Raw genomic sequence first — 20630 nt, forward strand, 5'->3', positions numbered from 1 at the left:
CTCTTGCATGCCCCCTCAAGGGGAGTAAGGGACTCGGGGCCAAGGCCGAGGCCAGGACGTCATGCACGTCCGCCCGGAAGGCAGCTGTTTCAATTGCTTCTTCGACTTCTGTCCAAGAAGCTTCACTCAAGCGGAAGCTTGCAACTTACCCTTCGTATGCACCGTCATTCGTTTTTCCGGTGGCAATGTCGGAGGGGTCACACCCGTTCCCATCCCGAACACGGAAGTTAAGCCCTCCAGAGCCGATGGTACTCCGCGGGAAACCGCGTGGGAGAGTAGGTCGCTGCCGGATTCTTTTTGAAAGCCCCTGGTGCCGCAAGGCGCCAGGGGCTTTGTCTTTGCGGGCTTGTGACACGGATCTCAGGCGTGCGCTTCTTCGTGGATTGATCCGACGGGATGCGAACGTACAGGTGCCTGGCTTTGAGGCTGGCCTGACCCTGGCTGGTTTTGCTTGAGTGGCGCTCCTTCCCCCCTCTCTGGACAGGAGCCTCTCGCATGCATCTGCTTCGAATCTACGCCGCTGGTCTGTTCGCGCTGGGGCTCCTGCTGGCGCCCGCGGAATCCAAGGCGCAGCAGTCCGGCGTACGCCTGGGCGTGGGCGCGGACTACTGGGTCGACACCAGCGCCGCGTTCAACTTCACGCTGGGCGTTGAAGGGCATGTCGCGGGTCCACTCTTCGTGGGTGCCCGGTTCGGCGCGGTGCTCGTCACCGACGGCAACATCATCGGCGTTCCGTTGGACATCTCGCTTCGCGCGACGGTGGGCCGGACCGTCTACATCGAGGGCCTCGCCGGCCCGTGGATCTTCTTCAAGGGTGACACCTTCAAGGTCCATGCGGCGTTTGGCTTTGGCCTCCAGGGAAAGGCCGCGAGCATTGGCGTCGAGGTGGGTTACCTCGATCCGAATCCCATCATTGGATTGCGGCTGGGCTACAAGTTCTGAGGCCCTGCCTCAGTAGTGCGGGGGACGCTCCTGCTGGCGGGCGTCCACCAGGCCCGGCTCGGCGTCCAGCTTGCGCTTGAGCTGGTCCAGCTCCGCTCGGAGCGCGTCGATGACGCGCCCCTGCTGATAGAGCACGTCACTGAGCTCCTGCAGCAGCTCCTGCTGCTGCGTGTAGCGGATTTCCAGCTCGACCAGGCGCTTGTCTTCCATTGCTGTCTTCTCCGCTCGGGGACCGTGCCCCATGAATACGCTTGAACACCTGCAGCGCGCCCGCGAGCTGCTTGGACGCGGACAGCCCGAGCTGGCGGAGTCCGCGCTGAGTGACGCCATTGATGCGGCCGTGGCGGCGGAGGACCTGGTCCTCCTCACCCAGGCGCGGTTCGCGCTGGGGGAGTTGCTCTTCCAGCAGGGCCGCGATGAAGAGGCAATCCCCTTCCTCCAGGCGGTGGTGCGCACCGAACGGGCTGACGGGTCCGTGGACGCGCCGGTCATCGCCTCCGCACGGATGCTTCGCCAGATTCGGGGGCAGGAGCCGCGCTGAGCGTCCCCCTGTGCCTCAGGGAAGCCGGCACTGCTCCCGGATGGCGTCCATCCGCTGCGGGAAGCGCCGCTCCAGGTCCGTGCGTGTCTGGCGTGCTCCCTCGAGCTTCCCTGCCTTCACCTGGAGGGTGCAGAGGGTGGCCAGCGCCCGCGTGTCGGACACGTTCAGCCGGTCCGCCTGACGGAGGGCTGCCTCGGCGGCGGTCTCGTTTCCCAACTGAAACCAGGCGATGCCCAACTGGAAGTGGCCTTCCGCGAGCTTCGGGTCCTTCTGCACCGCTTGCTGCAGGAGCCCTACGGCTTCGCGGCTCCGGCCTTCCTTGGTGAGCACCAGCCCTTGTTCCACCAGGAGCCGGGCCGCGGGGACCTTGCCCTCCAGGGAGGTGAAGACCTTCAGGGCGTCCTCGGGCCTTCCCATCCGGCTGAGCATCCGGCCGTAGCGCACGCCGATGAGGGGATCGCCTGGAGTGCGGCTGTAGGCCCGGGACAGGGCCTCCGTGGCGCCCTCGACGTCGCCCTTCTGTTCGCTCAGGTCCGCCCGGAGCAGCTCCGCCCGTGGGTCCGCCGGCGCGAGCCTTCCCGCCTTCGCGAGCGACTGGTCCACACAGCGGGACATCCGCTCCCGGTCGCAGATGCGCGCGAGCAGGAGCTGGGTCTCCAGGGCGTCCGGGTCCCGCCGCTCGGCTTCCAGGGCCAGGTCGTGCGCCTCCGCGGGTGCTCCTTCGCGCAGGAGCTCGGCCGCCTCGCGCAGGTCCGCCGCTGTCGCCTTGTCGTTGTGCTTCAGGGGCACCAGGAACCGCAGACGGCCTTCCACGTTCTCCGTGGCCCTCGCGATGGCCAGCTCCTGGTCGGGCATGTTTCGGGGCAGGAACAGGGGGATGACGTGGATGACGAGCGCCACTCCGCAGACCCAGAGGACGCCACGGAGCCCCTGGTTCCGGCGCTGGCCACTCCGCTCCCTGGGTTCAGTCGATGGGTCGCTCATGGGGCGTTTCTAAACGGCCCGGAGGTGTGGACGCAGCCCCGACGGAAGTTCCAGTTCACAGCTCCAACAGAGCTCGAAGTTGGCGGGGTTCTCTTCTCCACAGCGTGGACAGGTCACCGAACGGTTGGCGGCTTCCTGGTTGGCCTGGAGCTCCGCGAGGACCTGGCGCCCGGCCTCCAGTTCCTGGGGCCACAGCCACAGCTCCACCCAGGCCTCGGTGCTGGGAATCTCTCCGCTCAGCGGGACCAGGGACTCGCCTCGGATGTCGACCGAGAGCCCGGCCGATTCCAGGGCCCCCGCCAGCATCCGTGCCTCTCCGACCGTGCGGTGCACGGAGAACTGCACGCGCTTCATGCTTCTTGTCTGTCAGAACCGGGCCTCCAGGGCAACCGGCCCCGGCTGCTCCCCTGCTGTGCCCTGTCCGACGCGGCCTCCACGGACCGTACGGCCTCCGTCATTCGTCGTGACGGAGCTGGTGGGGCAGGACGGCGTGGGCGTGGCGGGGGGCTCGCGCGTGGAGCTCCGCTGAGAGCAGGGCATCCAGCTCCGCGAGCAGGCGATCATACCCGCCTCCCTTCGCGGGCAGCCGCTCGGTGGCGAGTCTCAACCGGGGTGTCTCCTCGTCCTCGAAGGCGAGGGTCACCGCCAGGATGTCCGGGCTTCCCGCCTGGGGCGCGAGGGCAGCGGGTTCGGGCTCCCGTTGCAGAGGTTCCAGCAAGGGGGCCAGCCGGTGGATCTCCTCCGGCGTCAGGTCCCGCTCCACCACGGGTTCGCCCTGTTCCAGGACGCGCAGGTGCTTGAGGCCTTCCACTCGCAGCGCCTGCGCTCCAGTGTTCGTATGCCCACTGCGCTCGTAGGTCACGGTCTTCACGCGCCGTACCTCCCCAGGGTCAAGGATTAGGCATTCGCCTCGTCCCTGGCATCCGTCGGCGTGCGCGGCGGGAGCTCCCGGTCCGAAGAGGACGGCCCGAGCGACCGGTGCCGGACATTGGGCAGCGCCCCCTGGGCCCCTGCGCTTCCCGGGGGCGTCTCCCTACCGTGCCTTCCGTCCGGGCGCCCATGTCCGGACACACGGAGGACGCAGAACGATGAGCAAGCACAAGAACCCGACCCCGAATGATCAGCGCTCCAACACGAAGAACCCGGAGCGCCCGGAGCACAAGTCCGCGCAGGACAACCGCTCCAACCAGATGAACCCGAACCGTCCTCCGAACACGCCGTCCAACATGCCCTCGCACGGCGGTGGGATGACGGGCGGGGACGATTCCTCGAAGCGCTGAGTGAAACAGGAGAGGCCGGCCGCGCGTTCGGGCCGGCCCCTCCGGGGTGTTTGTCCTAGCGGACGCGCGGCGAGCACTCGCCTTCGCCGCGGTAGTGGCCCACGGTGCGCACGAGCGCCGTCACGAAGTCGCGCAGCGTCCGCACGCTGCCCGCGCCTCCCGTGCCGTACTGGCCCGAGGGCAGCGACGTCAGGTTCACCAGCCCCAGCTCATCCAGGGTGATTTCGCCGTCCGGACCGACGATGCCCGTGCTGTCCGCCGCGGCGATGGCGTCGAAGCGCATCTTCGCGTCCGGCGACTGGAGGTCGTCGAAGAACAGGTGGTCGCCGTGGATGGTGAGCTGCACCGTCTCCGTGCTGCCCTTGGGCACCGTCACGCCGTTGCCGATGTCCTCGTTCTCGCAGTGCTCGTAGAGGGTGTTGGTGGCGAAGCCCCAGTGGAAGTTCTTCGTCACGGTGCCCTTGGTGGCCGAGCCCTCGACGTAGACGGACCAGCCTTCGGTGTTCATCCGCGTCACGTCCTCCGCGTCCGCGTTGCCGGCGGTGGCGTTCGTGACGGGGGCGATGGCGTAGCTCACCTCGTCCCATTCCTCCGAGGCCAGGTCGTTGAACGTCACGACGTCCACGGGGCCCGGACGGTGCACGTCGTACACCTTCGCCGCCGTCTGTTCGGCGGCGGTTTCTCCCTCGTGGTTGGCGACCTTCACCTCGCCCAGCTTCACGAGGAACCTGGTGTACTTCACCGTCCAGCCGTCCTCGAAGGCGCTGGCGGGGATCTCCTTCTCGATGAAGTCCTCTCCGTACGCGGTGAACGTCACGTTGCCTTGACCCGACGAGCAGGCGACCAGGGCCAGGCAGGACACTCCCATCAGCCAATGCTTCTTCATTCCGCTGCTCCTTCCACCCACGTCACGACGTAGGCGCTGGTGTCTTCCACGCCGCGCACCAGGCCGTTCTGGGCCTGGCTGCTGGCGGGGAAGGTGGAAACGCCAGTCGCGTCCGGAAGCGACGCGGTGGCGAAGTCGATGCGGTCCATCCATTTCCCCAGGTCCACCGCGATGCGCACGAAGCCGGACTCCTGCTGGAGGTCGCGCTCGAAGCGCACGCCTTCGATGGCCTTGGGCAGGTCCACCACCGCGTCGAAGCGCACCGTGGCTCCGGACGTGTGGGTCGCGGTGCCTCGCACGTGGGCCTGGTGGCCTCCGAGGACGTTCTGCGCATCCGTGCCCGCCGTGGGCGTCACGAGCGTCAGCTCCAGCGAGCCGTACGAACCGGTGACGGCGTTGGCGTTGCCCAGGTTGCCTCCCGCGAGCAGATCCACGGTCTGGGCGTTGAGCACCTCTCCCAATGCATCGCCGGGGACGTAGTGGCCGGGGTGCGCGTGCGCGGTGCCTCCGATGAGCGAGTACCAGTCGAAGCGTCGGGACAGCAGGACGCGGCCTTCGAAGAAGCGCACCGAGCCCACGGAGAGATGCGCGGCTTCGGGCGTCACCGTCCAGCCGTACTCGTTGGGGGCCGTGGGCGCTGTCGCCGTCATCGTCACGGCGAAGGTGCGGCGCTCGGCTTCGGTCTTGCCGCCGCAGCCCAGGCTCATCAGGGCCACGAACAAGGCCAGTGCAATCGGGTTCATCACAGGTGGACCTCCAGGGTGAGCGAGGCCACGCGTGGCGCCCCCGCGGTGAAATGTCTGGCTGGAACGAGGCTGGGCTGGGCGGTGGGGTCGAAGCGCGAGCTGTAGACGAACTCGCCGTCGCGCCAGCGCGTGTTGAGCAGGTTCTTCACGTCGAGCCGCAGCGCGAGCGCTCCCCGTCGCAGCGCGGCCTGCACGTCCGCGAGGAACACGGTGTGGCTGTATTCGCCGTAGGGCAGGGGCCTGGGGCCGATGAGCGTGAGGCCCGTGCCCAGGGACAGCACGGAGTCGATGCCAGGCAGTGGCTTCTCCCAGCCGAGGTCCGCTCGGGCCACCAGCGGCGCGAAGTAGGGGAGCTTCGCGTCCGTCCTCGTCACCGTCGCGTTCGCCACCGTGGCGCTCAGCGCGGCCGTGACGCCTTCGAGCGGACGCGCCTGGAGGGACGCGGAGATGCCGGTGCGCAGCGTCTCTCCCGTGAAGACGGTGGTGCCCACCGTGTGGTCGAAGAAGAAGTCGTCCGCCACCTGCGAGCCGAAGATGCTCGCCTGGAAGGACAGACGTTCTCCGTCCTTCCGCGTGCCCAGCTCCGCGCCGTGTACGTTGACGAAGGGGGCCTGCTCTCCCTCCGCGAGGCTTCGTGCCTGCGGCGAGCGGAAGCCGTCTCCGTAGCTGGCGAAGAGGGCCCAGGTGTTCGTGAGCGCGTATTCGATGCCGGCCTTCGCGCCCCAGTGCACCCCGAAGGCGCTGCGCGAGTAGCCCTGCCCGTCGTAGTAGCGCGGGTCCCGGAAGGCGAGCGCGTCGAAGACCTCCACGCCCAGCGCGTCGGCTCGGCCTCCCAGCCGGAAGGCCCAGCGGCCCAGCGGGAGCCTGGCTTCGGCGTAACCCCAGACGTCCGTCTGGGTGATGTCCGCGTCCACTTCGTCCGCGAAGAAGGTGCCGTCCGTTTCGCGGTAACGGCGTTGCGTCTGGTGGATGCCGTCACGCCGTGCGCCGAGGCCGAGCTCCAGCGCGACGGGACGGTCGAAGAGCGTGACCTGGCGGCGGTGCTCGGCTCGCAGGCCCAGCGTGGTGCCGTCGTGGGTCTGCTCCAGGCCGTCGCCCCGGTCGTCCACCCGGTAGCCCGTGAAATTATTGCGCAGGCGCAGGTCCGAGAGGATTCCGAAGGCCTCGAGGCGCGTTCGCGCGGTGCCCTCGCGTGGCAGGTCCACTCCGATGAGGAGCTGGTGCCTGGAGACCGTGCCTCCCTGACGGTCGAAGGAGCCGGAGTAGAAGGTGCGGCGGCCGGCTTCGAGGTCGTCCTCTCGCACCACTCCGGGTGAGTCGAAGCGCGTGACGTAGCTGCCTCCCAGGATTCGCGCGCTCACGCCCTGGCCCAGGTCCAGGTTCGCCTGGGCGAGGAGGGCGGCCCGGCCGTAGCCTCGCTGGGGGCCGAAGCCGTCGCTCTCGCTGATCTCCGCCGCCGCGAAGGTGCCGGGGTCTTCGCCCGGGCGGACCGTCACGACGAGGCGGCGCGTGTTGAACTGGCCCAGTGTGCCGGCGAACTCCACGCCCTTTTCGCGCGCGCCCAGGTCCATGCGCACTGTTCCCGCGACCGCGAAGTCGCCCTGGAAGGCTCGGTAGGAGCCTTCCGTCACCTCCAGGGATTGGACGAGCTCCGGGATGATGAAGTTGGTGTCCGCGTAGCCGAGCGCGTGGATGTGGCTCACCTCGTTCACGGGCAGGCCTCCGACGTTCAGCTCCACGTCCTGGCCGTGGAGTGCGTCGAAGCCTCGGAGGAAGAGCTGCTGCGCCTTGCCCTCGCCGCTGTGCTGTGAGGCCACCAGACCCGGGACGACTCGCAGCACGTCCGTCGCGTTCGTTCGCGGTGCCGTGTCGAGGATGTCCCGACCGATGGTGACCTCGGCGGCGCTCTGGGCCGGACGTGTGCCTCTCACGACCGTGGAACGCTGCTTCCCTTCAGCCTCCGTGGGCTGTTGCGGTTCGGGTTGCTGCTGTTCCTGTGTGGCTTCCGGCCCTTCCTGTGCCTCGGGCATGGCCGAGGGAAGACACGTCGAGAGCGTGGCGAACGCGATGAGCAACATGGTCACGGTGGGGAAGACATGAAGAGACGACGACACGTCCCCGGCTCGCGTCGGGACGCGTTCCGGGGCGTGCGGGTTGAAGGACGGATTCGGGACGCACGCTCACGCAGGCCCGTGCCTGGCGCTTGGGCCAGACGGTCCGCGTGCTCGCGAGTCTTTCTTACGGAGGTCCGAAGGGGCCTATGGGCCCTGCGGCATCGCCGCGGACCGCAAGCGCTGGCCCGGCGACCACTCCGGGCTTCGCTCCGGCTCCACGCGCCAGGACACCCAGCGCGGCTTCGGCGGCACGAAGATCGTCCAGCTCGCCGCCACCGCCAGCAGGTGCTCCACCGAGCCCGTCAGGTGCTGGTGGCCATGGCCCTGCTTCGGCTCCTTCGGACACGCGGCCTTCGTCGCGTCACATGCACCCTGGGTGCGGTGGACGTGGGTGCTGGCGCCGTGCTCGTGGCCGTGGCTTCCCAGGCTCCGCCGTGGCCCACCACCGCGTGCAGCACCGGCGCCACCGCGAGCCCGTACACCAGGACCCACAGTCCCAGGAACGCCAGGTCTCGTCGGTCTCGGGAATCCCACACGGCGATTCGGGGGTACGGCGGCGGAGCGTCCAGGACGGGGGAGGTGAGGCGGTCGCCTGCCTATCCGTCCTCCCCACGACACGCAAGGCCGCCTCCGCCGCCCGCTGCGAGACAGTTCCCTGCCGCCCGGTCCCATCACCCCGTGGACCTCTTGACGCATCGCAGCGGAATCCGCTGCGGCCACAGACTTCCCGTCATAGACTCGTCACGTGCGTTCCGAATCCGCCGCGCTTCGTTCCCTGCCTGCCTCCACGGAGGTTCCTGCCCCGCCCTCGCGCGCCGACCGTCTGCGTGCGCTGGGGGCTGAGTCCTTCGACCTGCTCGTCATTGGCGGCGGGGTGACGGGCGCGGGGGCTGCGCGGGACGCGGCGCTGCGGGGCCTGAAGGTGGCCCTGGTGGAGCGCGAGGACTTCGCCAGCGGGACGTCCAGCCGCTCGTCGCGCCTCATCCACGGAGGCCTGCGCTACCTGGAGCACGGCCACCTGGGGCTCGTCTTCGAGTCGAGCATCGAGCGGCGCCGCCTGCTCCACCTGGCGCCCCACCTGGTGCGCCCGCTGGCCTTCGTCTGGCCCGTCTATGAGGGGGCTCGCGTTCCGCGCTGGAAGCTCAACGCGGGCCTGATGCTCTACGACGCCCTGTCCCTGTTCCGGAACGTGAAGGCGTATCAGCGCCTGTCGCTCAAGCAGGTGGTGGAGGCCGAGCCCGGCATCAAGTCCGAGGGGCTCAAGGGCGGCGCCCGGTACTACGACGCGGCCACCGATGATGCCCGCCTCACGCTGGCCAACGCGCTGGGGGCGAGCGAGGCCGGCGCGGTGGTGCTCAACCACGCCTCCGTGAAGCGGCTGGTGCTGGAGGACGGCAAGGTGAAGGGCGCGGTGGTGGTGGATCACCTCACCGGCCTGGAGCACACCGTGCGCGCGCGCGCCGTCGTCAACGCGACCGGGCCCTGGAGCGATGAGATCCGCCGGCTGGATTCGCAGCAGGAGCGCACGGGGCCTTCGGTTCGCGGCAGCAAGGGCGTGCACATCGCCGTGCCCCGCTCGCGGCTGAACATCGGGGATGCGCTCACGCTCCTGTCGCCCGTGGATGGCCGCGTGATGTTCATCCTGCCCGCGGAGGCGTTCACGCTCATCGGCACGACGGAGACCGCCACCCGCGCCCACCCGGCCGAGGTGCGCGCGAGCGAGGCGGACGTGGCCTACCTGCTCTCCTCCGCCAATGCCTTCTTCCCCGAGGCGAATCTCACCCGCGAGGACATGGTCAGCGCCTGGGCCGGCATCCGCCCGCTCGCGGCGAGCGGCTATCACGGCAACAGCGACGCGGGCAGCGCGAGCCGCGAGCACTCCATCGACGTGAGCCCTTCCGGCGTGCTGGCCATCAGCGGCGGCAAGCTCACCACCTTCCGGGTCATGGCCCGCGACGTGGTCAACGCCGTGGAGCGCCACCTGTCCCTCCCGCACAAGAAGCCCGTCACGCACGAGCAGCCCCTTCCGGGCGGCGACATCCTCAAGCTGGACGCGGAGCTCGCGGCGGCGAAGCAGGAGGTGGGGGACGCGGCCACGGGTGAGCACCTGGTGCGCGCGTACGGCAGCCGCTGGCACGCGGTGTGGGCGCTCACTCGCGAGTCGCCCGCGCTGGCCGAGCCGCTCGTGGAGGGCCTGCCGTACCGCCGCGCCGAGGCCGTCTGGGGTGTGACCCACGAGATGGTCCAGACGCTGGCGGACCTGCTCATCCGCCGCCTCAAGGTCGCGTTCGAGACGCGCGACCAGGGCCGCGCCGCCGCCGTCCGCGCCGCGGAGGTGATGGCTCCTCGCCTGGGCTGGGACGCGGCGGAGACCGAGCGGCAGCTGGCGGCCTACGCCGTGGATGCCCAGCGCATCTTCGGCGTGGATCCCTCCGACGCCTGACGTCCTGCTGGGAGGACAGGCCCGGTGCGTCATGCCGGGCCGGAGGTCCTGCCGCGAACGAGGCGCTCGCCGTCAGCGTTGGGCGCCTCACGTTGGACCGGCACCGGATGGCCGTCGGGCGCACGACAGCCGCCCGAGCAGTCGTCCTGCGTCCATGCTTAAATCGTCGTGGGAACGGGATGCAGGGTCGGCCCGTTCTTTCCGGCCCCCCTTCCGGGGGCGGCGGGTCACGGCGCGGTATTCCACGTTGGCCGGGCGAAGGAGATACACCCCATGAAGCGTTGGCTTTGGCTTGGGCTCGGGTTGTCCGGACTGGTGGCGAGCGGCTGTGGCAGTGACCCCGATCCCATCGACGTCCTGCCCCAGGCGTGTCCTGGCACCGCGGAGGTGTCTCTGCCGAAGCCGGGGGTCTCCCCGCTGAGCACGGACGAGGCGCCGGACGGCGTCATCATCACCTACAAGCCGAAGGTGTCCGCGAGCGCGCTGGCCGCGTCGGCGGACATCGCGGCGGCCGTGGAGCGCGAGGGCGGCACGGTGAAGCGCCGCATCCCGAACATGAACGTGGTGTCCGCCCGGCTGTCGCCGGAGGCCATCTCCGCGCTGAAGCTTCGCCCGGACGTGCTCTCCGTGACACCCAACCGCCGCGTGCGCGCGCTGGGGCTGCCCACGCCTCCGCCGCTGGCGTCGTGGCAGGGCGCGTACAGCACGCAGGGGTCGGTGGGCGAGTACACGGAAGGGCTGAAGCTGATCCAGGTCCCGCAGGTGTGGGACGCGAACAACGACGGCGTCATCGACCCCGGCGCGCCCACGGGCGAGGGCGTGAAGGTGTGCGTCATCGACAGCGGCTGGGACAGCAAGCACCCGGAGCTGAAGGCGGCGTTCCTCATGGGCAAGGACTTCGTCGACAACGACGATGATCCGTCCGACCAGAGCGTGTCCCAGGGTGTGGTGACGGTGGGCGGCGGCCACGGCACGCACGTGTCCGCGACCATCCTGGCGCAGTTGGGCGCGGCCTCCGGTGCGCGCGTGGCGCCCGGGGAGGAGCCGAACGGCGTGGTGGGCGTGGCGCCGGGCGCGTCGCTGCTCGTCGCGCGCGTGCTGGACACGGACGGTGGTGGCAGCACGGACGACGTCATCGCGGCGGTGGACTGGTGCCACTCGCAGGGGGCGAAGATCGCCTCGCTGTCGCTGGGCGCGCCGGATCCGTCCGAGACCGAGCAGCTCATGTTCGAGAAGGTCTGGGAGAACGGCAACGGCATGCTGTCCGTCGCGGCCAGCGGCAACGACGGCAAGCGCGGCATCGCGTATCCGGCCGCGTACCTGCCGACGGTGATGGCGGTGGGCGCCGTGGACCTGCAGGGCGAGTACGCGCCCTTCTCGCAGTTCGGCCAGGAGCTGTCCGTGGTGGGGCCGGGCGTGAACGTGCTGAGCGCCACGGTGCTGGGGGCGGCGTCGCTGTCCTCGGTGACCGCGGCGTCGTCGCCCATCACCTCGTCGCCGCTCACGTACACCGCGCAGGGCACGTACACGGGCCGGCTGGTCAACTGCGGCCTGGGCGCGGACCGCGCGTCGTGCGGTGAGTCCGCCACCTGCGAGGGCTTCGTCGCCTACGTGGACCGCGGCGACCTGTTCTTCGAGGAGAAGGCGCGCAACGTCATCCAGGCCGGCGCTCGCGCGGTCATCATCGGCAACAATGTGGAGGACGACGGGGAGGGGACCTTCACGCTGGGCTCCGCGAACTCGCACTGGGTGCCCACGGTGTCCATCTCCATGGCGGCCGGCGCGTCCCTCAAGAAGATGGTGGGCCAGGAGGTCACGGTGTCCATCACCGGCCTGGACTACCAGCGCGAGTCGGGCACCTCCATGGCCACCCCGCACGTGTCGGGCGTCGCCGCGCTGGTGTTCAGCGCCCGGCCGGACCTGAGCGCCGCGCACGTGCGCGCGGTGCTGGAGAAGACGGCGAAGGACGACAAGACGACGCCGGGCCAGGACGAGAAGTACGGCTACGGCCTGGTGCAGGCGGCCAAGGCCGTGGAGCTGGCGAAGACGCTGCCCCAGGGCGGCGGTCCGCTCCCGCTGCCGTAACGGCCGCGCCTCCGCGCCCGTGGGCCTGACGCCCCCGTGTCCCTTCGTGGGACCGGGGGCGTTCCCTTTTCTTCCGAGCAGGCGCCGGGCCGTGGGTTGGTAGTCCGGACGGGCAGGCGAACGCCAGGCGTCCGGGCCGGTGGTTCGCGCCGCGTGCGCGTGCACCTTCCCAAGAAGGGAGGCGCGCGGCGCATGAGGCGAGACACCTGGCTGGGATTGGGGATCGCGGGTCTGGCCTGCCTGCTGATGTGCGCCGGGACCCAATCCGGCGGCATGGAGGATGACGCCGCGTCCGAGGAGACCCCCGCTCCCCCGGGCTCGCGGGTGATCACGCCGCAGGCTCCGGCGACGACACCCCAGCAGCAACCCGGGACGGGCGGCTCCGGGACGAACACGCAGGCCCCCGCTGGGACGGCTCCTGGCACCGCGCCCGCGCAGGGCACCGGGGGGAGCGCGGGGGAGATCCCGACGGATCCGAACAGCCCCAGCGCGGAGCCGAACCCCGAAGGACAGACGACTCCGCCCAACCCGGGCCCGGAGACGAACACGGGCACGGGGGGCACGGGCAACACGGGCACCGGGGCTCCCGCCGCGACGAAGCCTCCCGCTTCAGGTGCCCAGCAGCAGGGCGTCGCGGTGGTGGACGCCATCTACCGGGGAAAGGTGCGCTCGGTGTCCGACAAGGAGGTCGTCATCGACAACGACGGCTTGGGCCTGCCGCTGGAGATCAGCACCCAGACGCGCATCGTCCGCGACGGTGAGGACATTGGCGTGACGGAGCTCAAGGAGGGCGAGCGCGTGCGCGCCACCGTGAACCTGGTGGGCCGGAGCCACACGCGGGAGATCGCCGTGCTGACCGGCGACGAGGCCCGCCGTGACGCCGAGACGCAACGCCGCCGGTAGCCCAGGGCCCCTTGCCGTCAGCCGCATGGCCCCGTCCGCGTCTCCCGGACGGAGGTTTCCCATCATGACGGTCTACGACCGATACCGAACCCTGTTGCACAAGTTGGCCCTCGTCCGCGCCCGCGCGCCCGGCGGGGATTCACCCGAAGCGGATGCGCTGCTCGACACGATGGACGAGGTCTGGGACGCGCTGTCCGATGGCGAGCGCGCCGCCATGGAGCGCGAACGTGCCCGGTTGGCCGTCGCCGTGGACACGCGCGCCGTGCCCGCGTGAGGCGTTCAGGTCACTCGCGCACGGACCCCATGGGCGCACCCGTGGGCCCATGGGGAATGTGCGAGGACGGCCGGGACGGAGGCAGCTCCCGGCGCTGACGCTGACGCCACACCGCCCGCGTGTAGTCCACCACCGACGCCAGCGACAGCAGCGCGACGAACGCCACGAGCGGCCGCACCAGCGGCGGGTAGAGCAGGACGCACAGCAACACCGCGAGCTGCAACGTCGTGACGACCTTGCCCAGCATCCGCGCCTTGAGCTCGATGGCCCGCATGTCCGGCCGCACCCTGGCGACGATGAAGCCGATGGCCGTGCCGATGTCCCGCAGGAGCAGCAGCGTCAGCTCCACGGGGTCGATGAGCCCGTCCAGCAGACACACGATGAAGGCCGTCACCATGAAGGCGCGGTCCGCCACCGGGTCGATGAGCGCTCCCAGGCGCGTGGCCAGTCCCCGGTGCCGGGCAATCCAGCCGTCCAGGAAGTCCGTCGCCGCGGCCAGCACCACCAGGAACGCCCGGATGCGCAGGTCCGATACCGCGATGAACACCGCGGCGAGCGGCAGTCGCGACAGGGACAGCGTATTGAGCAGCACGAGGCTTGCCCGACGGTGCATGGCCTTCAAAAGGTAGTGCTCGCCCCCCGGGGCGCACCTGCCCGGCATGGCGAGCGTCCAGCGAAGAACTCCTCCGGTGCCCTCGTGGATCCACGCCCGGCGAAAGGACCCCGTGGCCCGCGTGCGGTGTCCCAGGGCAAGGTCCGGGATTGTCCCTGGCCCTGGTCCTCCTGGAGTCCGCCTCTTGAACGCGATGGCACCCTTCCGCCCCCTGCTGGCCCTGGCCACCCTGCTCACCGTGGCGCTGCCGCTGGTGAGTTGTGAAGCTGCCGGGCGGGCAAAGGTCGCGCCTCGCACCCCCACGGCGGAGGAGCGGACGCGCTACCCGTGGCTGACGACCTCCGCACGGGTGCGCTCGCTGGAGGAGACCTTCGCGCCTCCCGAGGGCTACACGCGCGTGACCCTGGAGGCGGGCTCCTTTGGCGCCTGGCTGCGCGGTCTGCCCCTGCGCCCGGAGGGAACGCCGGTGCGAGACTTCCAGGGCAACACCGTGCTGACGGCCTCCGACGCCCGGCTGGCGGCGGTGGGGGAGCTGGACGTGGGCACCGCGAACCTCCAGCAGTGCGCGGACTCCATCCTCCGGCTTCACGCGGAGTGGCGCTGGGCGTCCGGCCAGCCGGAGCGCATCGCGTACCGCTTCACCAGCGGCCATCTGGCGTCCTGGCCCCGGTACGCGGCGGGCGAGCGGGCGCGTGTCTCCGGCTCGAAGGTGACGTGGGTTCCGGGGAGCGCGGCGGCGGACAGCTCGCGGGCGGCCTTCCGGAGCTACCTGAACCTGCTCTTCACCTACGCGGGCACCCTGTCGCTCCAGGCGGAAGGCGCCCGCCCCACGCGGGAGCAGCTGCGGCCCGGGGACTTCTTCGTCCTGGGCGGCAGCCCCGGCCACACGGTGCTCGTGCTGGACGTGGCCACCAACGCGAAGGGGGAACGGCTGGCGCTCGTGGGGCAGGGCTTCACCCCCGCGCAGGACTTCCACGTCCTGGCGGGAAGGGACGGGCCCTGGTTCCCCCTGGAAGGGGAGAGCCTGGCGACGCCCTTCTGGGCGCCCTTCCCCATGACGTCCCTGCGCCGGCTGCCCTCGCCCTGATCGGCCTGGAAGCCTGAAACACCCACGAGGCACGGCCTGGGGTGGGGGCGCCCTCCCGGTACGTCTCCCAGCGGACGGGGAGGCGGTAAACGGAGGACTTCCGAGGGTTCTGCTGGAATCGACAGGGGGGAGGAGGCAGGTTGCGGCGTGGAGTGTTGTCCTGCCGTCACCGGGCACACTCCGAAGCCGGGCCCGTCCCCCACCGCGTGCCTGCCAGCCTAAAGGGAAGAGGAGCCCGTCCCCCGAGCCCCACCATGTCCTCCGCCGCCGTGTCCGCGCCCGCGTCTTCTCCCCGGGCCAGCATCCTCCTTGTCGACGACACGCCCGGGCACCTCCTGGCGCTGGAGGGCATCCTCACGCCCCTGGGGCAGCGGCTGGTGCGCGCCACCTCCGGACGCGAGGCGCTGCGGCGCGTGCTGGACGAGGACTTCGCCGCCGTCCTGATGGACATGAACCTGGGGGACATGACGGGCGTGGAGGTGCTGGGCCTCTTGCGCGAGCGCGAGCGCAGCCGGCGCCTGCCCGTGCTGCTGATGACCGCGGGCGACGGCGACGAGAAGGAGTGGCTGGCGGCGTACGCGCACGGCGCGGTGGACTACCTGCGCAAGCCGCTGCGGCCTGAAATCCTCCTGGCCAAGGTGTCCATGTTCGTGGAGCTGCACCTGGCGCGCGAGGCCGTGCAACGGCGCGAGGAGTCGCTGCGCGAGCGCGAGCGCCACGCCCTGGAGGCCGTCCACCGCGAGCGGCTGCACGCGTTCTTCATGCAGGCCCCGGTGGGCATCTCCATCACGCGCGGGCCGGACTTCGTCTTCGAGCTGGCGAACCCCTACTACGAGCTGCTGGTGGGCCGGCGGGTGACGCCGGGTCAGGCGCTGCTGGACGCGTTCCCGGAGATGGCCGCGCAGCCGGAGGTGATGGAGGTGCTGCGCGGGGTGGTGCGCACGAAGCAGCCCTTCGTGCGGCCGGAGTTCGAGGTGAAGCTGGAGCGCGACGGGCAGCTGGACTCCGTCTTCTTCAACGTCATCTACCACCCGATGATGGAGGTGGACGGCACCGCGTCCGGCATCATCACCCTGGCCACCGACGTGACGGAGTTCGTGCGCGCGCGTCGGCACACGGAGGCGCTTACCCAGGATTTGCGGAAGCAGCAGGCCGCGCTGGTGGACAGCGAGCAGCGCCTGCGCCTGGCGCTGACGGCCACCCAGCTGGGCACCTTCGACATGGACGTGGTGACGGGCGAGCTCAAGTGGGACGCGCGCTGCAAGGCGCTCTTCGGCCTGCCGCCCGACTCGGAGTCGTCCTACGACCTGTTCCTCGCGGGCCTGCACCCGGAGGACCGCGACGCCGTGCAGCGCGCCATCGCGCTCAGCTGGGACCCCACCGGCAAGGGCGACTACGACGTGGCCTACCGCACCGTGGGGCTGAAGGACGGCATGGAGCGCTGGGTGCGCGCCACGGGCCGCACGCACTTCCAGGACGACAAGCCGGTGCGCTTCGTGGGCACCGTGCAGGACATCACCGCGCGCAAGCGCGCCGACGCGGAGCGGGCCCGGCTGATGGCGGGCGAGTTGCGCCGCACGGAGCAGCTTCGCGGCCTGTCGCGCGCGAGCCTGGCGCTCAATGCGGCGGGCAGCGTGCCGGCCATCCTGGAGCTCGTGACGCTCAAGGCGCGCAAGCTGATTGGCGCGAACCAGTCCTTCGTGCAGGTGGCGGATGGCCGGGATGCTCCGCCGCTCGCCTCGCTGTCCGCGGTGGATCATGAGCCGCTGGCGCCCGGCGCCGCCCAGCCAGTCGTGGACGAGCGCGGCCTCTTCGCCCGGGTGTGCCAGGAGAACCGGCCGCTGCGCCTGACGCGCGCGGAGCTGCGCCAGTACCCGGACTACGCCGAAGCGCCCCCCGCGCCGCCGCCCGCGCTGCCCCTGAAGGGCTTCCTGGCGGTGCCGCTGGTGGGCCACGATGGCCGCAACCTGGGCCTGATGCAGGTGTCCGACAAGCTGGAGGGCGACTTCGACGCGGAGGACGAGACCATCGCCGTGCAGCTGGCGCAGATGGCCAGCGTGGCGCTGGAGAACGCGCGTCTGTACGAGACGGCGCAGGCGGAGCGGCGCAACCTGTTCGCGGTGCTCAAGCAACTGCCCGCCGCCATCACCGTGCTGCGCGGACCGGACCTGGTCTTCGAGATGGCCAACGACCTGCGCCTGAAGCTCACCGGGTCCCGGCCGCTGCTGGGCCTGACCGTGCGACAGGCGCTGCCGGAGCTCAAGGACCAGGGGCAGGTGGCCCAACTGGAGCACGTCTACCGCACCGGCGAGACCTACCGCGGCCACGAGGTGCCCATGCGCCTGGGCCGTGACGTGGGGCAGGAGGCGCCCGAGGGCTACTTCAACCTCACCTTCCAGCCGCTGCGCAACGCCGAGGGCAAGGTGGACGGCATCGTGTCCGTGTCCTGGGAGGTCACGGAGCAGGTGCTGGCGCGCCGGCGCATCGAGGCGCTGGCCGCGGAGCTGAAGGAGCGCGAGCAGCAGTTCCGCACGCTGGCGGACTCCATCCCCCAGCTGTCGTGGATGGCGGATCCGGACGGGCGCCTCTTCTGGTTCAACCAGCGCTGGTACGACTACACCGGGACGTCGCCCTCGCAGGTGGGGGAGACGGACTGGAACGCGCTCATCGAGCCGGAGGACGCCGGGCGCGTGCTGGAGCACTTCAACGCGGCCCTGCGCGAGGGGACGCTGTGGGAGGACCAGTTCCGCCTGCGCCGCGCGGACGGCAGCTACCGCTGGTTCCTGTCGCGCGCCATGCCCGTGCGGGACGGCGAGGGGCGGATCGCCCGCTGGTTCGGCACCAACACGGACATCGACGACGAGCGCCGCACGCTGGAGAGCCTCAAGCGGGCGGAGGAGGAGATCCGCCACCTGAACACGGGCCTGGAGAAGCGCGTGCGCGAGCGCACCGCCCAGCTCCAGGAGGCGAACAAGGAGCTGGAGTCCTTCAGCTACTCCGTGTCGCACGACCTGCGCGCGCCCTTGCGCCACATCACCGGCTTCGCGCAGTTGCTGGAGCGGCGGGCGGGAGCGAAGCTGGACGACGTGTCGCGCGGCTACCTCTCCACCATCGCGGGCGCGGCGAAGCAGGGCGGCACGCTGGTGGATGACCTGCTCGCCTTCAGCCGCATGGGCCGGGCGGAGCTGCGCCAGTCGCGGGTGGACCTGGGCCAGTTGGTGGAAGAGGCCCGGCGCGACCTGATGCCGGAAGCGAACGGGCGGCAGGTGGAGTGGCGGGTGGGGAGCCTGCCCACGGTGGAGGGCGACCCGGCGCTCCTGCGGCAGGTCATCCACAACCTGTTGGCGAACGCGCTGAAGTATACCCGTCCCAAGCCGGAGGCCCTCATCGAGGTGGGGGTCCGGGAGACGGACACCGAGGTCGCGGTGTGGGTGCGCGACAACGGCGTGGGCTTCGAGATGCAGTACGTGGACAAGTTGTTTGGCGTCTTCCAGCGCCTGCACACGGCCGAGGAGTTCGAGGGCACCGGTATCGGGCTCGCGAACGTGCGGCGCATCGTGTCGCGCCATGGTGGACGGACCTGGGCGGAGGGCGCCGTGGGGCAGGGCGCGACCTTCACCTTCACCCTGCCCCGGGCTTCTCCGTTGGAGAAGAAAGTCGAGACGCACGCGTGATCGAGCTGAAGCGGATCCTCCTGGTGGAAGACAGCGCCAACGACGTGGCGCTGACGCTGGCGGCGCTGGAGGAGGTGCACCTGGCCAACGAGGTCGTGGTGGTGCGCGACGGACAGCAGGCGCTGGACTACCTCTTCCGCAAGGGCGAGTACGCGGGCCGGCAGGACGGCCACCCGGCGGTGGTGCTGCTGGACCTGAAGCTGCCGAAGGTGGACGGGCTGGAGGTGCTGGAGAAGGTGAAGGGCGCCCCGGAGCTGAAGGCGGTGCCGGTGGTGATGCTTACCTCGTCGCGCGAGGAGCGAGACCTGGCGCGCAGCTACGGCCTGGGCGTGAACGCCTACGTGGTGAAGCCGGTGGCCTTCCCGGACTTCGTGTCCGCGCTGCGGGAGCTGGGGTTGTTCTGGGCGGTGGTGAACCAGCCGCCGCCGGGCTCGCCTGGCACGTCCGGAGCTCCCAAGTGAGCGCTCGCGGCGGTGCCGCATTGGACCTGACGCCCATGCCATCGGCGGAGCGGCCCCTGTCCATCCTCTTGCTGGAGGACAGCCCCCTGGACGCGCAGCTGGTGGCCGCGCAGCTGGAGGAGGGCGGGCTGCCTTCGACGCTGGAGTGCGTGCAGGGACGGGCGGCCTTCGTCGCGGCGCTGGAGAAGGGGAAGTTCGACCTCATCCTGTCGGACTACAACGTGCCGGGCTTCGACGGGATGAGCGCGCTGGAGGCGGCGAAGGCCGTGTGTCCGGACACGCCGTTCCTCTTCGTGTCCGGCGCGCTGGGCGAGGACCGCGCCATCGAGCTGCTCAAGCGCGGCGCCACGGACTACGTGCTGAAGGACCGGCTGGAGCGGCTGGGCCCCAGCGTGCGGCGGGCGCTGCGCGAGGCGGAAGGCGTGCGGCTGCGCAAGCGCACGGAGGAGGCGCTGCGCCGCTCCGAGGAGCGCTACCAGTTGGTGGCGCACGCGAGCTTCGACGCCATCTGGGACCTGGAGCTCCAGACGGACGCGATGCACTGGATTGGCGACGCGACGGAGGAGGTCTTCGGCTTCCCGCTGGAAGAGGTGGGCGCGGACGGGGGCTGGTGGCGCCGGCACATCCACGGCGAGGACCGCGAGCGGGTGCTGTCAGGGTTGCAGCGGGCGTTCGACTCGGACGACGACCGGTGGCAGGACGAGTACCGCGTGCTGCGCAAGGACGGGGACTACGCGTACGTGGCGGCGCAGGGCTCCATCCTGCGCGGAGAGAACGGGAAGGCGCGGCGCATCGTGGGCGCCATGCGCGACATCACGGAGCGGCGGCGGGCGGAGGAGGAGCGGCAGAAGCTGGTGCACGAGGCGCAGGCGCGGGTGGAGTTCGAGCAGCAGCTCATTGGCATCGTCAGCCACGACCTGCGCAACCCGCTGGGCGCCATCCTCACCGGCGCGTCGCTGATGCTCCGGCGCGACGACATCCAGCCGTGGCACGCGAAGGCGGCGGCGCGCGTGCTGTCCGCGGCGGAGCGGGCCACGCGGATGATCCGCGACCTCCTGGACTTCACGCAGGCGCGCATGGGCGGCGGCATCCCGGTGCACGCGGCGCCGTGTGACTTCCACGCGCTCACGTTGCAGGTGGTGGAGGAGGCGCGCACGGCGCACCCGGAGCGCACCATCCAGGTGGAGCAGGTGGGGGACGGGCAGGGGGCGTGGGACTCCGACCGGATGGCGCAGGTGCTGTCCAACATCCTGGGCAACGCGCTGAAGTACAGCCCGGAGGACACGCCGGTGCGCGTGGAGAGCCGCGGCGAGCCGGACGCCGTCGTGGTGCACGTGCGCAACGGGGGCGACCCCATTCCCCCGGAGATGCTCCCGCGCATCTTCGAGCCGCTCCAGCGCGGGACGACGGTGGGGCGCTCCGAGCGCAGCATCGGGCTGGGGCTCTACATCGTGCGGCAGTTGGTGCTGGCGCACGGCGGGACGGTGGACGCGCGGTCCTCCGCGGCGGAGGGCACGGTGTTCACCGTGCGCCTGCCGCGTTCATTCACCCGGGACACGGTGTCGCCGTAGGCCCTTGCCAGCCACGTGGAAGGTGG

20 protein-coding genes and 1 rRNA gene are annotated in these 20630 nt (G+C 70.6%); 12 read left to right on the forward strand and 9 right to left on the reverse strand.

What is annotated here, in order from left to right; translation table 11 throughout:
* The first annotated feature begins 175 nt into the window (after positions 1-175).
* Together rrf and ACX114_RS00550 are read left to right on the forward strand one after the other, a co-directional pair.
* Positions 176-292: ribosomal RNA gene (gene rrf / locus ACX114_RS00545) — 5S ribosomal RNA — on the forward strand.
* A gap of 203 nt (positions 293-495) precedes the next feature.
* Complete coding sequence (locus ACX114_RS00550; RefSeq protein ID WP_459293624.1) at positions 496-942, forward strand: hypothetical protein; 447 nt, start codon at positions 496-498, stop codon at positions 940-942.
* Between the two features lie 9 nt (positions 943-951).
* On the opposite strand, the gene ACX114_RS00555 is transcribed toward ACX114_RS00550, so the two are convergent.
* On the reverse strand, positions 952-1152 hold the full coding sequence (locus ACX114_RS00555) for a SlyX family protein (protein ID WP_014392968.1): 201 nt from the start codon (positions 1150-1152) through the stop codon (positions 952-954).
* 31 nt (positions 1153-1183) lie between these two features.
* Between ACX114_RS00555 and ACX114_RS00560 the strand changes: the two genes are divergently transcribed.
* Positions 1184-1483, forward strand: coding sequence for a tetratricopeptide repeat protein (locus ACX114_RS00560; protein ID WP_014392969.1), 300 nt, complete (start codon positions 1184-1186; stop codon positions 1481-1483).
* Between the two features lie 15 nt (positions 1484-1498).
* Here the strand turns inward: ACX114_RS00560 and ACX114_RS00565 are convergent, their stop codons facing one another.
* The 3 genes from ACX114_RS00565 to ACX114_RS00575 form a co-directional block, all read right to left on the reverse strand.
* On the reverse strand, positions 1499-2467 hold the full coding sequence (locus tag ACX114_RS00565) for a tetratricopeptide repeat protein (protein ID WP_459293627.1): 969 nt from the start codon (positions 2465-2467) through the stop codon (positions 1499-1501).
* 9 nt (positions 2468-2476) lie between these two features.
* On the reverse strand, positions 2477-2821 hold the full coding sequence (locus ACX114_RS00570) for a DUF7577 domain-containing protein (protein ID WP_120567845.1): 345 nt from the start codon (positions 2819-2821) through the stop codon (positions 2477-2479).
* A gap of 100 nt (positions 2822-2921) precedes the next feature.
* The gene (locus tag ACX114_RS00575; RefSeq protein ID WP_459293629.1) at positions 2922-3338 is read right to left on the reverse strand and encodes a hypothetical protein; all 417 of its coding nucleotides are present in this window, start codon (positions 3336-3338) and stop codon (positions 2922-2924) included.
* Between the two features lie 217 nt (positions 3339-3555).
* Between ACX114_RS00575 and ACX114_RS00580 the strand changes: the two genes are divergently transcribed.
* Positions 3556-3747 (forward strand): hypothetical protein, encoded by a 192-nt coding sequence (locus ACX114_RS00580; protein ID WP_459293631.1) that lies wholly within the window; start codon positions 3556-3558, stop codon positions 3745-3747.
* Between the two features lie 55 nt (positions 3748-3802).
* Here the strand turns inward: ACX114_RS00580 and ACX114_RS00585 are convergent, their stop codons facing one another.
* The 4 genes from ACX114_RS00585 to ACX114_RS00600 form a co-directional block, all read right to left on the reverse strand.
* The gene (locus ACX114_RS00585) at positions 3803-4633 is read right to left on the reverse strand and encodes a hypothetical protein (RefSeq protein ID WP_459293633.1); all 831 of its coding nucleotides are present in this window, start codon (positions 4631-4633) and stop codon (positions 3803-3805) included.
* Positions 4630-5376 (reverse strand): hypothetical protein, encoded by a 747-nt coding sequence (locus ACX114_RS00590; protein WP_459293635.1) that lies wholly within the window; start codon positions 5374-5376, stop codon positions 4630-4632. The genes ACX114_RS00585 and ACX114_RS00590 overlap by 4 nt, the downstream gene beginning before the upstream one ends.
* Positions 5376-7457 (reverse strand): TonB-dependent receptor, encoded by a 2082-nt coding sequence (locus tag ACX114_RS00595; RefSeq protein WP_459300020.1) that lies wholly within the window; start codon positions 7455-7457, stop codon positions 5376-5378. The genes ACX114_RS00590 and ACX114_RS00595 overlap by 1 nt, the downstream gene beginning before the upstream one ends.
* Positions 7458-7637: 180 nt before the next feature.
* Positions 7638-7985 (reverse strand): hypothetical protein, encoded by a 348-nt coding sequence (locus ACX114_RS00600; RefSeq protein WP_459293637.1) that lies wholly within the window; start codon positions 7983-7985, stop codon positions 7638-7640.
* A gap of 253 nt (positions 7986-8238) precedes the next feature.
* On the opposite strand from ACX114_RS00600, the gene glpD reads away from it, so the two are divergent.
* The 4 genes from glpD to ACX114_RS00620 all read left to right on the forward strand — a co-directional run bounded on the left by glpD (position 8239) and on the right by ACX114_RS00620 (position 13198).
* Entirely contained in the window at positions 8239-9936 is a 1698-nt protein-coding gene (gene glpD / locus ACX114_RS00605) for a glycerol-3-phosphate dehydrogenase (protein ID WP_459293639.1), read from the forward strand.
* A 273-nt stretch (positions 9937-10209) separates the two neighbouring features.
* Positions 10210-12021, forward strand: coding sequence for a S8 family serine peptidase (locus ACX114_RS00610; RefSeq protein ID WP_459293641.1), 1812 nt, complete (start codon positions 10210-10212; stop codon positions 12019-12021).
* Between the two features lie 192 nt (positions 12022-12213).
* The gene (locus tag ACX114_RS00615) at positions 12214-12924 is read left to right on the forward strand and encodes a hypothetical protein (RefSeq protein WP_459293643.1); all 711 of its coding nucleotides are present in this window, start codon (positions 12214-12216) and stop codon (positions 12922-12924) included.
* Positions 12925-12988: 64 nt separating this feature from the next.
* Positions 12989-13198: a hypothetical protein gene (locus ACX114_RS00620; RefSeq protein ID WP_128794198.1), complete on the forward strand. Its 210-nt coding sequence runs from the start codon at positions 12989-12991 to the stop codon at positions 13196-13198.
* 10 nt (positions 13199-13208) lie between these two features.
* On the opposite strand, the gene ACX114_RS00625 is transcribed toward ACX114_RS00620, so the two are convergent.
* Complete coding sequence (locus tag ACX114_RS00625; protein ID WP_459293645.1) at positions 13209-13811, reverse strand: CDP-alcohol phosphatidyltransferase family protein; 603 nt, start codon at positions 13809-13811, stop codon at positions 13209-13211.
* Between the two features lie 193 nt (positions 13812-14004).
* On the opposite strand from ACX114_RS00625, the gene ACX114_RS00630 reads away from it, so the two are divergent.
* The 4 genes from ACX114_RS00630 to ACX114_RS00645 all read left to right on the forward strand — a co-directional run bounded on the left by ACX114_RS00630 (position 14005) and on the right by ACX114_RS00645 (position 20604).
* Positions 14005-14898, forward strand: a complete 894-nt coding sequence (locus tag ACX114_RS00630) for a DUF4846 domain-containing protein (RefSeq protein ID WP_459300022.1) — start codon at positions 14005-14007, stop codon at positions 14896-14898.
* A 254-nt stretch (positions 14899-15152) separates the two neighbouring features.
* Entirely contained in the window at positions 15153-18572 is a 3420-nt protein-coding gene (locus ACX114_RS00635) for a PAS domain-containing protein (protein ID WP_459293647.1), read from the forward strand.
* On the forward strand, positions 18569-19033 hold the full coding sequence (locus ACX114_RS00640) for a response regulator (RefSeq protein WP_207053556.1): 465 nt from the start codon (positions 18569-18571) through the stop codon (positions 19031-19033). Before ACX114_RS00635 ends, ACX114_RS00640 begins: the two co-directional genes overlap by 4 nt.
* The gene (locus tag ACX114_RS00645; RefSeq protein ID WP_459293650.1) at positions 19030-20604 is read left to right on the forward strand and encodes a PAS domain-containing sensor histidine kinase; all 1575 of its coding nucleotides are present in this window, start codon (positions 19030-19032) and stop codon (positions 20602-20604) included. The genes ACX114_RS00640 and ACX114_RS00645 overlap by 4 nt, the downstream gene beginning before the upstream one ends.
* Positions 20605-20630: the final 26 nt, after the last annotated feature.

Source organism: Corallococcus sp. M7, from assembly GCF_054512695.1.

Coding starts and splice junctions, on each gene's coding strand:
- ACX114_RS00550 (WP_459293624.1), top strand. CDS start 496: ATGCATCTGCTTCGAATCTACGCCGCTGGTCTGTTCGCGCTGGGGCTC.
- ACX114_RS00555 (WP_014392968.1), bottom strand. CDS start 1,152: ATGGAAGACAAGCGCCTGGTCGAGCTGGAAATCCGCTACACGCAGCAG.
- ACX114_RS00560 (WP_014392969.1), top strand. CDS start 1,184: ATGAATACGCTTGAACACCTGCAGCGCGCCCGCGAGCTGCTTGGACGC.
- ACX114_RS00565 (WP_459293627.1), bottom strand. CDS start 2,467: ATGAGCGACCCATCGACTGAACCCAGGGAGCGGAGTGGCCAGCGCCGG.
- ACX114_RS00570 (WP_120567845.1), bottom strand. CDS start 2,821: ATGAAGCGCGTGCAGTTCTCCGTGCACCGCACGGTCGGAGAGGCACGG.
- ACX114_RS00580 (WP_459293631.1), top strand. CDS start 3,556: ATGAGCAAGCACAAGAACCCGACCCCGAATGATCAGCGCTCCAACACG.
- ACX114_RS00585 (WP_459293633.1), bottom strand. CDS start 4,633: ATGAAGAAGCATTGGCTGATGGGAGTGTCCTGCCTGGCCCTGGTCGCC.
- ACX114_RS00590 (WP_459293635.1), bottom strand. CDS start 5,376: ATGAACCCGATTGCACTGGCCTTGTTCGTGGCCCTGATGAGCCTGGGC.
- ACX114_RS00595 (WP_459300020.1), bottom strand. CDS start 7,457: ATGTTGCTCATCGCGTTCGCCACGCTCTCGACGTGTCTTCCCTCGGCC.
- ACX114_RS00610 (WP_459293641.1), top strand. CDS start 10,210: ATGAAGCGTTGGCTTTGGCTTGGGCTCGGGTTGTCCGGACTGGTGGCG.
- ACX114_RS00615 (WP_459293643.1), top strand. CDS start 12,214: ATGAGGCGAGACACCTGGCTGGGATTGGGGATCGCGGGTCTGGCCTGC.
- ACX114_RS00620 (WP_128794198.1), top strand. CDS start 12,989: ATGACGGTCTACGACCGATACCGAACCCTGTTGCACAAGTTGGCCCTC.
- ACX114_RS00625 (WP_459293645.1), bottom strand. CDS start 13,811: ATGCACCGTCGGGCAAGCCTCGTGCTGCTCAATACGCTGTCCCTGTCG.
- ACX114_RS00630 (WP_459300022.1), top strand. CDS start 14,005: ATGGCACCCTTCCGCCCCCTGCTGGCCCTGGCCACCCTGCTCACCGTG.
- ACX114_RS00635 (WP_459293647.1), top strand. CDS start 15,153: ATGTCCTCCGCCGCCGTGTCCGCGCCCGCGTCTTCTCCCCGGGCCAGC.